Source organism: Daejeonella sp. (assembly GCF_017495225.1).
Classification (GTDB): domain Bacteria; phylum Bacteroidota; class Bacteroidia; order Sphingobacteriales; family Sphingobacteriaceae; genus Daejeonella.
Map to the genome: position 1 here is coordinate 35,183 of NZ_JAFEIG010000031.1, position 14,879 is coordinate 50,061.

The window sequence follows — 14,879 nt, forward strand, 5'->3', positions numbered from 1 at the left end:
CAATAAACACAGCTTAAACACTTGCTTCCTTCATCATCGCTTTTCTTAAAGCACTCGTAGTTTTATGATCGCCAGTATGGCTCCAGCCGGGAGGCATGAAAAGATATAGAATTTTATTTTTAATACCTGGAGCATACCATACATCTTTCGCCAAAGCAGTTATTTCTCCAAAATAGGCATCCAAAAAACTATTAGGCTTCATTTCTCTAGTAATTCCGTATTCAATTTTAACTTCATCCTTTTCAGGTTGATAGGTCTTAAATAGCTTATCCCAAACATTCAATAAATTGCAATAATTGGTATCCATATATTCCAAGTTCTTGGCATGATGAACACGATGGTGTGATGGCGTAAGAATAAACCTACCTAAAACACCCAATTTGGCATTTTTCATCACCGACTCCCCAATATGAATAAATGACCCATAAGTACCATCAATGAACATAATCACAAATAACATGGTTGGAGGCACACCTGCAAGCATACAAATAGAAGTTCTGATTATATCTGCATAAGGTCCCTCAAGGAAAAAATGAGAATAAGAAACAGCCAAATTCATCCCTTCAGGGGCATGATGGGTAGAATGAAGGCACCAAAACAATCTGACTTTATGAGCTAAAAAATGATAAATAAAATGAGCGAACTCCCAAATTATATAACCATAAATAAACCAATACCAAGTAAATGAAATCGAAATGATGGCATATTTTTCAAATAAACCAATACAGAAAATAGTCATTCCGATAGAAATATATCTTCCCAAAACCGAATTTAACAAATAGCTAAAAAAGGATATTTTATACTCAACCACATGAAATTTCTTGTAAAGCAATCCCCTAGTAAGCTCAAAAATTAAAATAAATGGCAAAATAGGTGCTATGATTGAAGTAATACCTTGATAGGTCATCAAAGTAGAATAGTCGCCACTTTCAATAAGTTTTAGCAGGCTATCAATCCCGAAAAAGCCTCGTATTTGTCCAATAATTATTTCTAAAAATTCCATAAACCTTTTAAATATTAATTTTTAAATAGCGTAAATTAAAAATATAATTTAAAGAGCATATTGCAAAATTTTTTGTTGGGGTGGAGTCGCTGTGCATATCCCCCTCTGGAGGGGGTAGGGGGAGGATTATTAAACAACTATACTACCCCCATCGATATTACATTCCACTTACAAAAAGCTCTATCCAATTTCTTAATTTTGTAAAAAACACATCAACCAAGCTCTATTAATGGAAGAAAACGAAGAAAAGCCCGATCTAGTAGTCTGGGAAAAAGAAAAAGGCTATTATCAAAAAGGCTTAAGCTATGGCAGTAATGTTAGTGCTCCAGCAATTAAACTCGAAAATGTTTCGGGATGGAAGCAAGCAAACGCCGACGTAGCCAATAAAAACTTCCAAACCAAGTTTGATGAACTCAAAGAAGAATACGAAAAACTAGTCCAGGAAGTCCAACTCAACGAGCTAGTTTACTCTTCAAAATACAACTTCACCCCTATCATGGGTCAAGTATATCACTTGTATCGCAAAGCCGATGAAAGCCTATTTCTATCCATGATTTCACCAGATAGTTGGAAACAAGAATATTTAGGCTCCTTTAAATTAGATACTAGTCATAAATGGGCTAAAACCGATATTTAATTAATTTCTATTTTATTAAATTTTTATCGATTTAAAAGGTCTTTTAATTAAATCAATTTTTATAATTGGTTCTAATCCCCCTCTTGAATAATTTTTTCCTTTGCAAAAAATAGCTTAATTTGTTTTTCTAAATCGGACAAATTTTAGACTATGAACTTCACTTTACTAAATAACTTTAAGTTTTCTTTAATTTTATTTGCTACCATCTGCCTTTCAAATACAGCTTTTGCTCAGGTTAGCTTTATTTCTGGTGAACTTAAACTGGTCTTGAACAAATCGGGGGCAATTAGCGAATTATCCAATAGCCCCAAGGGTAAAAATTTTCTCTATACAGATACTATTTCACCACTAATTACGCTGGTTAGCAAGAACATACGCTACAAACCAAGTTCAATGATTTATGATAAATCATTGAAAAAGATTACACTTAGTTTTAAAGAAGTAGGTGTATCTATTGATATAATTGCAGTAGAAAAGTCTACTCACTTAACGCTAGAAATCGCTAAAGCTACACCTGCAAACAAGGTTGAGGCTGTTATCTGGGGACCAATACCTACAACAATCAGCAGGACCATTGGTGAAATTATTGGTGTGGTACGCGATGGTGAAACATCCTTAGGAATTCAGGTTTTAAATATAAAAACACTCGGAGGTGATTATCCTAATAAAGAAGGTAGCACATGGGCAAGAGGCATTGCCGCTGTTCCCGCAAAATGGGGAAGTAAATTACAAGCATATTCCATTAATAGAGATCTTAACCGATCGGTAGATGCTTGGGTGGGACTTTATAAAAATATGCCATTAGGTGCTCTAAAAGGAGAAAGCGTTGTGGGGAGTAAAATCGCGATTTTTAGCTGCCAAGAGACCCAAACCTTTGATCGCTTGGAGCAAATTGAACTTGCCGAAAACTTACCACATCCCACCATTGATGGGGTATGGTTTAAAAAATCAAAGCTTTACGGTAAATCATACATGATTTCATCCTACGGTGAAAAAGATATTGATGAGATGATTGGATACACAAAAAGGGCAGGATTAGTGTCCTTGTATCATGAAGGACCATTTAAGAGTTGGGGTAATTTTATCTTGAATCCCGAACAATTCCCAAATGGCAAAAATGGACTAAAAGAATGTGTTGATAAAGCACATGCCGCAGGTTTGTATTTGGGAATGCATACCCTTACAAATTTTATTAATACCAATGATCCTTATGTAAGTCCAGTACCTGATAAGCGACTCAGTGTAACTGGAACTTCTAATTTGATCAAAAAGATCGATTCCAATCAACTTACTATCGAAGTAGCATCACCCGAATATTTTAAAGATGAAGCAGGGAATAACCTACATACGGTAAAAATAGGAAATGAATTAATTCGCTATAAAACAGTAAGTAAAACTGCTCCATACATTTTATCAGATTGCCAACGAGGTGCTTTTGGGACAGAAAAATCAGAACATCTTGCTGGAGAACAAGTGGGCAAACTCTTCGACCATCCATACAATGTGTTCTTTCCTAATTTAGAAATGCAAAGAGAAATTGCCAAGAATATTGCAGATCTTATGAATGAAACAGGCGTTGATCATTTAGATTTAGATGGGCATGAAGGTGCCCTAGCATCAGGACAAGGAGATTACGCGCTTGAACTATTTGCCAAAGATGTTTATGATCAGGTTAAACATGACTTTATTATTGGAACCAGTTTAAGTAAAACATTTTATTGGCACATTGGATCTTATTATAATTGGGGTGAACCGTGGTATGGTGGGTTTAAGGAAAGCATGCAACAATATAGGATAGATAACCAGGGACTATTCGACAGGAATTACATGCCCCACATGTTGGGATGGTACTTACTTGCAGAAAACACGACCCTTCCAGAAATGGAATGGATGTTGGCGCGTGCGGCTGGATACAATGCCGGATTTGCCATGGTTGCAAGGCCAAATGCGCTCCGAAAAAATTCGCAAACAAACCAATTATTAGATGCCATTCGTGAATGGGAATTTGCCCGAAATAACAATGCCTTCAACAAAGCCCAACAAGAACAATTAAAAAATCCGAAGAATGAATTTCATCTAGAAAAAATAGAAGATGGGAAATGGATTTTGCATCAATACGCCATGTCGGAAGTTTTTAAAAGAGAGAAATTTGAACGCCAACCTGGAGAACCTACTCATACTACTTGGAATTTGATGTATAATTGGAAAGAGCAGCCTTTACAATTCAGGATGCAAATTGCAGGGGATAAGGGTAGTGTGAAAAACATTAAAATGCAGATCGATAATTATAAAGAATTATTATTCCCAATTGAGCTCGCTGCAGGTGAAAGTTTGGTTTCGGATGGGACTGAAACTATTCGATTTTACGATAAAAACGGGAAACCTAAAGGTTCATTCAAATTGGCATCTATCCCACCAAATATGACCAAAGGCCCCCACAGCATAATCATTGATTCCGAGTATCCTCAAGAGGATAGTCCCAAAATTGAGGTGCAGTTTAAGGGAATTGACAAAAGCGAAAACATTCAAATATTAAAAAAGTAATTTTATTTTATTCTAGTTGAAAATAGCTTAGAATAATCCCAATCTTAAAGACATTGATTTTAAAAAAATATACCATTTGGAAATGAAAAAAATAATCGCTATATTCTTTGTAATTTTCCTGAATACGATTTCTGCAAATAGCCAAATTCTCCCTGTAAAAGAGCAAGCACGAGTAATTGATGAGGTTTTATCCGACCGACTCAACAATCTATTGCCCTCCCTTATGGAGAAAAATAAAATCGACATGTGGGTAATTGTTTCGAGGGAATATAATGAAGATCCTATTATCAGAACTATGCTCCCTGCCACTTGGTTAAGCGCCCGCAGAAGAACTATTTTGGTTTTTTATTATAATCCGCAAAGTAAAGTCTATAAAAAATTGGCTATTGCAAGATATAATGTTGGAGATGCCATTGAAGCTCAATGGGATATGACTAAATTTCCAGATCAATGGGATGCCTTAAATGATGTAATTGAGCGCTATAAACCAGAGAAAATTGCTTTGAATACATCAAAATATTTCGGACAAGCTGATGGTATCGATCATACCGATTATTTGGAACTGACCCAAAAACTTTCCAATACAAATAAAGCTAAAGTAGTTTCAGCCACAGATTTAGGAGTGGCTTGGCTCGAGACTAGAACTCCTCGCGAAATGCAGTTTTATCCTCAATTGAATAAAATAACGCATGAAATAATTGCAGAAGGATTTAGCAGCAAAGTAATTACTCCAGGAATCACCACAAGCGATGATTTAGTATGGTGGTTCCGACAAAAAGTGACAGATTTAGGGCTTACAACCTGGTTTCACCCATCGGTAAATATTCAGAGAAATGATCAAGTAGAATTCGATCATTTAAAAGCATTCTCAAAAAATTTAAAAGATCAAGACAATATTATTAGAGCGGGCGATTTACTGCATGTTGATTTCGGAATAAGTTACCTACGTTTAAATACAGATGTGCAGGAGCAAGCCTATGTTCTCGGACCAAATGAAAAAGATGCTCCAGAATATCTAAAAAAAGGCTTAGCAACAGCAAACCGTCTGCAAGACATTTTAACCAATAATTTCAAGGAAAAACTTACGGGAAACCAGATTTTAGCCGCAGCTCTCGCACAAGCTAAAAAAGAAAATATCAATGCGACCATTTATACGCATCCACTTGGCTTTCACGGACATGCAGCTGGTCCGACAATTGGCATGTGGGACCAACAAAATGGAGTTATAGGCAGCGGCGATTACCCTTTGTATCCAAATACAGCCTATTCCATCGAATTAAATGCAGCAGTCGATATTAAAGAATGGAACAAAGCTGTACGATTCATGCTTGAACAAAATGGCTATTTTGATGGAAATGGTTTTTGGTATTTGGATGGTAGGCAAAAGGGATTGCATTTGGTAGGTTCCTGGTCAAGCCCGGAATGACAGCAGGATTAGTATTTAGTATTTAGTACAAAGTATTTAGATGTGAGATTTGAGATGTGAGATGTGAGATGTGAGATACCAGTACTATTCAAGCTCAATATCATCTCCACCCAGCCTGACAAAGACAACTGATAACTGACAACTGACAACTGATAACTGAGATATGAGATATGAGACACTAGTACTATTCAAGCTCAATATCATCTCCACCCAGCCTGATAACTGATAACTGATAACTGACAACTGAGATGTGAGATATGAGATATGAGATATGAGACACTAGTACTATTAAAGCCCAAAACCATCTCCACCCAGCCTGATAACTGATAACTGATAACTGCCAACTAATAACAGAGATATAAACCCTCCCGCAGATTACACGGATTAACGCAGAAAAAAATCTGCGATATCTGCGAAAATCTGCGGAAAACAAATAAAAAGTATAAAGCATTTAGTACTAAGTATCTATAAATAAAATAATTAGGAAATATATTTTCAAAAATCACATTACTCATCCCAATGAAATAAATCATAGTTCAGACAAATTTTGTCATTGCTCCTTGCTCTTTATTCCTTGATCCTAATCATCCCAATCAAATAAATCACAGTTCAGACAATTTTTGTCCTTACTCTTTGCTCCTTATTCCTTATTCCCTAAACTCCTAAAACCCCCTCCTCAACATCTCTGCAAATTCATTGGGTAGCGGACTATCCTCAATACCCTTTGCAGCCTTTTCAACATCGTATTCAAAACGCAGAAACTCGACTGAAATAGCCTCTTTATTGAATTTACTAGATTCAGAATTTATATTTAATATCACATAACAACCTCTCTTATCTGCATCTTTTGGCTTACCAACTGATCCAATATTAATGGCATGTCGATACGGTTGTCCTTCCAAATCACCTGAAGGTAAAACTCGATGGTAAGGCTTATGAGTATGCCCAAAACATAAAATATCCGCATCCGCATCTTCTAAAATGCGCATTAAACTTTTCTCCTCACGATCTTCAAAAAGATATTCGTTAATCTTCCTCGGACTCCCGTGCACCAAAAGCAAATTCATTTGTTCTTGATTCAACTTAAACTCCACTCGAATATGAGATGGCAGCGTACGCAAATAATTACGCTCTTTAGGCTGTACTAAATGATTGGTATAAGAAATAGAAATTTTTCCCATATCCTTTTCATTATCAGTCTTATAGGCGCATCCACATTGATCACTCATCAAACCTATTCCCTCATCGTAATTTCCAGCAATTGTCGGAATCCCCCTTCTCCTAATCTCATTAATTACTTCATTAGGCCAAACATTATAGCCTACAAGGTCGCCTAGGCAGTAAATAGCATCTACATCTTGCTGGTCAATACTCGCTAAACAGGCCTCCAATGCCGGTAAATTGGCATGTATATCCGAAAATAAGGCAATTTTCATATTATGATTTCTTATAAAATTTATCTCTTAACCAAAATGCAACGTTTACCAGAATGATGAGGGCCGGAACCTCAACCAAGGGACCAATAACACCTGCAAAAGCTTGTCCGCTATTAATGCCATAAACTCCAATGGCAACAGCAATAGCCAACTCAAAATTATTACCAGATGCTGTAAATGCGATGGAAGTGTTTGTGCTATAATCAGCTCCCATCTTTTTCCCAATCAGAAAACTAATGAAAAACATCAAGGCAAAGTAAATAACCAAAGGAATTGCTATTCGAACCACATCGAAAGGAATTTCAACAATTAGCTGCCCTTTTAAGCTAAACATCAAAACAATGGTAAAAAGAAGAGCTAATAAAGTTATTGGTGATACTTTCGGAATAAATTTTTCTGTAAACCAGTCCTCCCCTTTTAAGCGAATTAAAATAAAACGGGTAAGAAATCCCGCCAAAAAAGGAATTCCCAAATAAATTCCTACGCTAATGGCAATTTCAAGCATAGTAATCGGAACAATCGTACCCGAAAAACCAAACAATGGAGGAAGCACAGTGATGAAAAAATAAGCATAAACACTGTGGAGTAATACCTGAAAAATACTGTTTAATGCCACCAAACCAGCTGCATACTCACGATTTCCCTCGGCAAGCTCATTCCAAACAATCACCATGGCAATACAACGAGCTAAACCAATTAAAATTAAACCCACCATATATTCTGGATAATCATGTAAGAAAATAATGGCTAAGAAAAACATCAAAATGGGACCGATAATCCAATTCAAAAACAAGGAGACTGATAGCACCTTTGTATTCTTAAACACCTCTCCCAAGCGATTGTAACGCACTTTGGTGAAAGGCGGATACATCATCAAAATCAATCCAATTGCTAAAGGAATATTTGTGGTACCTTGTGAAAGTGAGTTAATCCAAGTAGATGAATCAGGCATAAAATGACCAATTCCAATTCCTAAGGCCATGGCCATAAAAATCCAAAGTGTCAAAAAACGATCTAAAAAACTAAGCTTCTTCCTTTCTACTACTGGTGCACAACTGTTAACTGACATAATTTTTACTTCTATATCGCAATATTACGATTTATATGTTAATTTTAGATTAATTTATTGAAATCATTAAAAAAGCTATCAATTGTGGAGATACTCTCTGCGTCAATCCGTGAAATCTGCGGGAGTTTATTTTTTATTTCCCGCAGATTCCGCTGAATTCCGCTGATTTTAACACTGTGGTCCTCTGCTTGGAGTTGTCACCCTACCAGTCTCGTCATTAACCCTCATTAATAACAATTCGTTTAATAAAGCCAATAATTTTTCATAATTTCCCTCATTCAAATCCTAAAAATGAATCTCAAACAAACTAAAACGACTCTCCTACTTATTTTACTGCTCATCCCTTTTCTAGGATTCGCACAAGTCAAACTAGCTAAGATTTTTTCAAATAATATGGTTCTGCAACAAAATGAACCCATTCGTATTTGGGGAAAAGGCACTCCTGGAGAAACTATTTTAGTGGATTTTGCAAATGAAAAACAAAGTTTTAAGGTGAATCAAGACTCTTCGTGGTTGGTTTCATTTAAAAGTCAGAAATTTAATACAAAGGGCCAGTCTCTTAAAGTTCAATCAACTGGTCAAAAAATAGAACTTCAAAACATCCTTATCGGTGATGTGTGGTTATGTATCGGACAATCGAATATGGAATGGCCAATGATGCGTGAGATGCACTATAAATCCGAAATAAAGGAAAGCAATCAGGCAAACTTGCGCTTCTATAACCCAAGCTATGCGGGCAAAAATACCTACAATATTCCCTTTTCTGATTCTATCATAAAGAAGCTTAACCCACATGATTTTTATCAAGGAGAGTGGCAAATTAGCGACTCCAACACCTTTAAAGCTATGAGCGCGGTAGGATATTATTTTGGGAAAAGAATTAATCAGGAAACTGGAATACCTATCGGGTTAATTAATATTTCGATTGGAGGTGCACCCCTTGAGACATTTATCAGCCTAAATGCATTAAAAAATGATCCACAGTTCGCTGATAAAACTAAAGGAAATTGGCTTGAAAATAAGTCGCTACCAGAATGGACTAAAGAGCGTGGGCGACAAAATACTACAGGAAAGAAAAACATACCTAGCGATGAAATTGGTCCCAATCACCCTTTCAAAACAGGTTTTGCCTTCCAATCTGGTATAGAGCCTATTATTAACATGCCAATCAAAGGAATTCTTAATTACCAAGGGGAAAGCAATGCTCAAGAAATAGAACGAGTGAATGAATATGCCACCCTATCAGCTCTGATGGTCAAAAACTATCGTGAACTATGGAAAAATCCTAAAATGCCCTATTATTTTGTGCAATTATCGTCCATTGACACCCTTCAATATAAAGGTCATTTATGGCCTCAATTCAGGGATGAACAAAGAAAAACATTGCAAATGATTCCTAATAGCGGCATGGCAGTAAGTAGCGATATTGGTGCAAAAAATGATGTGCATCCCACAAATAAAAAAGATGTTGGCGCACGACTCGCTCAATGGGCATTAGCAAAAACTTATGGTAAAAAAATCATTCATGCTGGTCCGATGCCACTAAATGCAAAATACAAAAATGGTAGCTTAATCATCACATTTGAAAATCCAGGAGCTTTCTTATCCACTTCAGATGACCAATCGCCCCGCGGATTCTCAATCGATGGTAAAAATGAAATTGATGCAAAAATCCTTAAAAACAGGGTTATTATTCCCCTTTCAGAAAAACCAAAACATGTATTTTATGCTTGGAAACCCTTCACAGATGCTAATTTGATTAATTCGGAGAAATTGCCAGCCTCTACATTTAAATTAAAAATACAATAAGCCTTAAAAACGACATTCAAAAAAATTCTTATATTTCTCAATGAAAAATTCAATTTCAAAATTGCTATTCGTCATTATTTTCTTTCCATTCTTTGGTATCGCTCAAATTAAGTCGGCTCCAGAGCGGGCAGAAGGCGAAGGACCATTCAATAAACTCATAATCAGAGGAGTAAACCTAATTGATGGTACTGGCGCCCCTGCCATCGGTCCCGTAGATATTGTCGTAGAAAAAAATAAAATCACTGAAATAAAAGTGGTAGGATATCCTGGTTTAGCGATTAAAGAAGATAGGCGGCCAAAAGCAGCACCTGACGATAAAGTTTTAGATTTAGAAGGCCATTATTTATTACCAGGATTAATTGATATGCATGGGCATATTGGCGGCACAGGTCAAGGTACTCCCGCCGAATATGTATTTAAGCTATGGATGGCCCATGGAATTACTACCGTACGTGATCCATCTACTGGTAACGGATTGAACTGGGTGCTTGATCAGAAAAAGAAATCGGCAGCCAACCTAATTACTGCACCTCGAATATTGGCTTATACAGGCTTCGGACAAGGAGCAGCAAAGCCAATTACTAACGCAGCCGAAGCTAAGGCATGGGTAAATGAAAATGCTGCTAAAGGTGCCGATGGAATTAAATTTTTTGGAGCAAAACCTGAAGTAATGAAGGCTGCTTTAGAGGAAAATAAGCGTATCGGCTTACGTTCTGGAATGCACCACGCTCAAATGGATGTGGCACGCTGGAATGTACTTCAATCTGCACGTGCCGGACTTACCTCCATGGAACACTGGTACGGATTACCAGAAGCGCTCTTGCTAGATCGTACCATTCAAGATTATCCACTCAACTATAATTATCAAAAGGAGCAACATCGATTTGCGGAAGCTGGTAAATTATGGAAACAAGCTGCTCCACCCTATTCAGAACATTGGAATAAGGTAATGCAAGAACTCCTTGACTTAGATTTTACCCTCGATCCTACCTTCAATATTTATGAAGCTAATCGTGATTTAATGAAAGCCCGAAGAGCTGAATGGCATGACGAGTATACTTTACCTTCGTTGTGGCGCTTTTACAAGCCCAACAGAGAGTCGCATGGATCTTATTGGTTCGACTGGACAACCGAAGAAGAAATTCAGTGGAAAGAGAATTATAGGCTTTGGATGACCTTCGTAAACGAATATAAAAATCGTGGCGGAAGAGTAACAGCAGGATCAGATTCAGGATTTATCTATCAACTTTATGGCTTTGGTTATATCCGAGAATTAGAATTACTCCGTGAAGCAGGATTCCACCCATTAGAAGTAATCCGTTCCGCTACTATGTATGCTTCTCAAGCTTTAGGTATGGAAAAGGAAATTGGCACCGTTGAAGTTGGTAAATTAGCTGATTTCGTAATTCTAAAGGAAAATCCACTTCAAAACCTAAAAGTTCTTTACGGCACAGGTGCAATCCGCATCGATGAAAATAATGAACCTATACGTGTTGGTGGCGTAAAATACACCGTAAAAGATGGAATCGTGTACGATGCAAAACAATTACTAGAAGACACACGAAAAATTGTTCAAGAAGCGAAAGTAAAAGAAAACATAAAAAGCTTGAAACAACCAGGATTGGATTGGTAAATGAGATATGAGAATTGAGATGTGAGATGTGAGATAAGAGATGTGAGACAAGAGATGTGAGACACGTAACATCCATATAAAATAACAAAAAAACCTCTCGATCAAATCGAGAGGTTAAAAATAGGTTTATATTTAAGAATGTTAATTGCTTGGAAAACACCGGCCAAGACAATTATTAGGAAAGAACACCAACTAAGGCAAATAATTTCAATAAATCATCGAAATTGATATGTTACTTTTTCTTGTTGGTATTTTTCAATATATAATAATGGGTGGTATTATTAAAATCTGCATTCGACTCTGGAGTTACGTATGAACTTACTAGTTCAAAACCATAACTTGAAAAGAAGTTTAATGCATCCATCATTGAATTGAACTTAACAATTTTTCCAGCTTCATCTCTAACTGTATTATCTTTCCCTGAAGAAAACATTTTAGTTCTTTGTCCGAAATCAATTTGCACCCTTGGCTTAGCAGCAAGAGGTTTTGCTTCTCCAACAATTTGAACATAATTTACATCAATGTCCTTTACTGGAACGTCATTGATTGTTTGAGCTTTTAAGAAAAAAGAAGAAGTTAATAAAGTTAAGGTTAATAAGATTTGTTTCATTTTACGATTTTTATTAATTTAAAATTTAAATTTCATGTTTCAACACCTATTTTATATTCACTAAACGACATAAAATTAATTTTATTTTATCAGGACTCAAATTTATTAATCTGAGAGAATCATTAAACTCTGTTGGAAATAAAAAACAGGCTTTTCTTTGTCTTTATCCCGTGGCTCGCTATGTTCTATTAACAAATAAGATGTTTAGTGGAGAACAACAAACACAGAGTAAAGAGCTTTCCCTCTGACGCAAAAAAAAGAGGCAGCCTGAAAAGGCCACCTCTTTTTTCTATTGTCGGTTTATCCTGGGGTACGGTGACAACACCGACCACAAATACCACCTTATGCTAACTCGAAACGATCTAAGTTCATCACTTTAGTCCATGCCGCTGCAAAATCCTGAGCAAAACGCTCTTTGTAATCAGCAGATGCATAAACCTCAGCTAAAGCACGTAACTCAGAATTCGATCCGAAAATAAGATCAAAACGAGTACCCGTCCACTTAATATCACCAGTAGAACGATCACGTCCTGTGAATACATCTCTAGATTCTGAAGATATCTCCCACTTGGTGCTCATGTCTAATAAATTAACAAAGAAATCGTTTGTTAATGTTTCAGGATTTTTAGTGAACACACCATGCTGACTTCCATAAGTATTTGCATTTAGTACACGTAAACCTGCTACTAAAACTGTCATTTCAGGTGCAGTTAAAGTTAGCAATTGTGCTCTATCTAAAAGCATTTCCTCAGCATAACGATCAATAACTGGCTGATTTACATGGTTACGGAAACCATCAACTTTAGGCTCTAAGAATGAGAATGATTCTACATCTGTTTGCTCTTGTGTTGCATCTGTACGTCCAGCAGTGAAAGCTACTGTTAAATTATGACCCGCCTTCTTTGCCGCTGCTTCAACAGCTGCTGTACCACCTAAAACGATTAAGTCGGCCAATGAAACCTTCTTACCACTTGATTGCTGTGCATTGAATTCTGCCTGAATTTTTTCTAAAGCAGATAGTACAATTGCAAGCTTTGCTGGCTGATTTACTGCCCAATCCTTCTGAGGAGCTAAACGAATACGTGCACCATTTGCACCACCACGCTTATCAGAACCACGGAAAGTAGCTGCAGAAGCCCATGCAGTAGAAACTAATTGTGAAATACTTAATCCTGAAGTAAGAATTTGTGCCTTTAAAGTTGCTACATCTTGATCATCAATTAATTTATGATCAACAGCAGGAACTGGATCTTGCCAAATTAATGTTTCTTTAGGCACTTCTTTACCTAAATAACGAGTAACTGGTCCCATATCACGGTGAGTCAATTTAAACCAAGCCTTCGCAAAAACATCTGCAAATTCAGCAGGATTTTCATGGAAACGTCTTGAAATTTTCTCGTATGCCGGATCAAATCTTAAAGCTAAATCGGCTGTAGACATGAATGGAGCATGTTTTTTATTAGGGATATGCGCATCTGGTACTAAATCAGAACCAGCGCCATCTTTTGGAGCCCATTGTTGTGCACCTGCCGGACTCTTAGTTAATTCCCACTCAAAGCCAAATAACATATCGAAATATGAATTATCCCACTCAATCGGAGTTGGAGTCCAAGCACCTTCTAAACCACTAGTAGTAGTATCTGCACCCTTACCTGTACCAAACTTATTGATCCAACCGAAACCTTGATTTTCAATTGGTGCACCTTCAGGTTCAACACCTACAAGCGCCGCATCTCCAGCACCGTGAGTTTTACCAAAAGTATGACCACCAGCAACAAGAGCAACAGTTTCTTCATCATTCATCGCCATACGAGCAAATGTCTCACGAATATCTTTTGCAGATGCCAATGGATCTGGATTACCATTAGGACCTTCCGGATTAACATAAATCAATCCCATTTGAACCGCACCTAGAGGATTGTCTAATTCACGATCTCCCTTATAACGCTCATCACCTAACCAAGTAGTCTCTGGTCCCCAATATATATCTAATTCAGGCTCATAAACATCCTCACGACCGCCCGCAAAACCAAAAGTTTCAAAACCCATTGATTCTAAAGCAACGTTACCCGCAAGGATCATTAAATCTGCCCAAGAAATTTTACGTCCGTATTTTTGCTTAATTGGCCATAACAAACGACGAGCCTTATCTAAGTTACCATTATCTGGCCAACTGTTTAATGGCGCAAAACGCTGAGTACCAGCACATGCACCACCACGACCATCACCAACACGATAAGTCCCAGCACTGTGCCATGCCATACGAATGAAAAACGGTCCATAATGTCCGTAATCCGCTGGCCACCAATCCTGAGAATCAGTCATTAATAACGTTAAATCTTTCTTTAACGCTTCAAAATCAATACTCTTAAACTCCTCAGCATAATTAAAATCCTTACCGTAAGGATTAATCATTGAAGAATTCTGATGAAGAATTTTAAGGTTTAATTGATTTGGCCACCAATCTGCATTTGATAAAGATCCGGCTGCTGTGTGTCTCTGTGATGCTGCCATAAATGGGCATTTTCCTGCATCTGAAGATGAGCTGTTGTGTGTATGTTCCATATTTTTAATAATTTTCTTCTGTTACAAATCTATAATTTTATCTGATCATTACAGTTCAATAAAATCTATGCACATATAGATGAAATCTATAATGTTTAGCATTTTTATAAGATTTACGAATAAAGTATCATCGCATTCCTCAAAAAA

General features: G+C 36.9%; 10 protein-coding genes. 5 read left to right on the forward strand and 5 right to left on the reverse strand.

What is annotated here, in order from left to right:
- Positions 1-13 precede the first annotated feature (13 nt).
- Positions 14-1,003: a sterol desaturase family protein gene (locus tag QZ136_RS11470; RefSeq protein WP_291403641.1), complete on the reverse strand. Its 990-nt coding sequence runs from the start codon at positions 1,001-1,003 to the stop codon at positions 14-16.
- A gap of 229 nt (positions 1,004-1,232) precedes the next feature.
- Here QZ136_RS11470 and QZ136_RS11475 point away from each other — a divergent pair, with 229 nt between their 5' ends.
- The 3 genes from QZ136_RS11475 (at position 1,233) to QZ136_RS11485 (ending at position 5,610) form a co-directional block, all read left to right on the forward strand.
- Positions 1,233-1,640 carry a DUF2452 domain-containing protein gene (locus tag QZ136_RS11475; RefSeq protein ID WP_291403643.1) on the forward strand — a complete coding sequence of 136 codons (408 nt, stop codon included), beginning with the start codon at positions 1,233-1,235 and terminating at the stop codon, positions 1,638-1,640.
- A 150-nt stretch (positions 1,641-1,790) separates the two neighbouring features.
- Positions 1,791-4,184 (forward strand): hypothetical protein, encoded by a 2,394-nt coding sequence (locus QZ136_RS11480; RefSeq protein ID WP_291403645.1) that lies wholly within the window; start codon positions 1,791-1,793, stop codon positions 4,182-4,184.
- An 82-nt stretch (positions 4,185-4,266) separates the two neighbouring features.
- Complete coding sequence (locus QZ136_RS11485; protein WP_291403647.1) at positions 4,267-5,610, forward strand: M24 family metallopeptidase; 1,344 nt, start codon at positions 4,267-4,269, stop codon at positions 5,608-5,610.
- A gap of 662 nt (positions 5,611-6,272) precedes the next feature.
- On the opposite strand, the gene QZ136_RS11490 is transcribed toward QZ136_RS11485, so the two are convergent.
- Both QZ136_RS11490 and arsB read right to left on the reverse strand, forming a co-directional pair.
- Complete coding sequence (locus tag QZ136_RS11490) at positions 6,273-7,046, reverse strand: metallophosphoesterase family protein (RefSeq protein WP_291403649.1); 774 nt, start codon at positions 7,044-7,046, stop codon at positions 6,273-6,275.
- A 1-nt stretch (position 7,047) separates the two neighbouring features.
- Positions 7,048-8,115, reverse strand: coding sequence for an ACR3 family arsenite efflux transporter (gene arsB, locus QZ136_RS11495; RefSeq protein ID WP_291403652.1), 1,068 nt, complete (start codon positions 8,113-8,115; stop codon positions 7,048-7,050).
- A 291-nt stretch (positions 8,116-8,406) separates the two neighbouring features.
- Between arsB and QZ136_RS11500 the strand changes: the two genes are divergently transcribed.
- On the forward strand, positions 8,407-9,924 hold the full coding sequence (locus QZ136_RS11500; RefSeq protein WP_291403654.1) for a sialate O-acetylesterase: 1,518 nt from the start codon (positions 8,407-8,409) through the stop codon (positions 9,922-9,924).
- 40 nt (positions 9,925-9,964) lie between these two features.
- A complete protein-coding gene (locus QZ136_RS11505) occupies positions 9,965-11,557 on the forward strand; it encodes an amidohydrolase family protein (RefSeq protein WP_291403656.1) in 1,593 nt (530 codons plus the stop codon).
- Between the two features lie 232 nt (positions 11,558-11,789).
- On the opposite strand, the gene QZ136_RS11510 is transcribed toward QZ136_RS11505, so the two are convergent.
- Positions 11,790-12,167 carry a hypothetical protein gene (locus tag QZ136_RS11510; protein WP_291403658.1) on the reverse strand — a complete coding sequence of 126 codons (378 nt, stop codon included), beginning with the start codon at positions 12,165-12,167 and terminating at the stop codon, positions 11,790-11,792.
- A gap of 342 nt (positions 12,168-12,509) precedes the next feature.
- Positions 12,510-14,732: a catalase/peroxidase HPI gene (katG, locus tag QZ136_RS11515; protein WP_291403660.1), complete on the reverse strand. Its 2,223-nt coding sequence runs from the start codon at positions 14,730-14,732 to the stop codon at positions 12,510-12,512.
- Positions 14,733-14,879 lie beyond the last annotated feature (147 nt).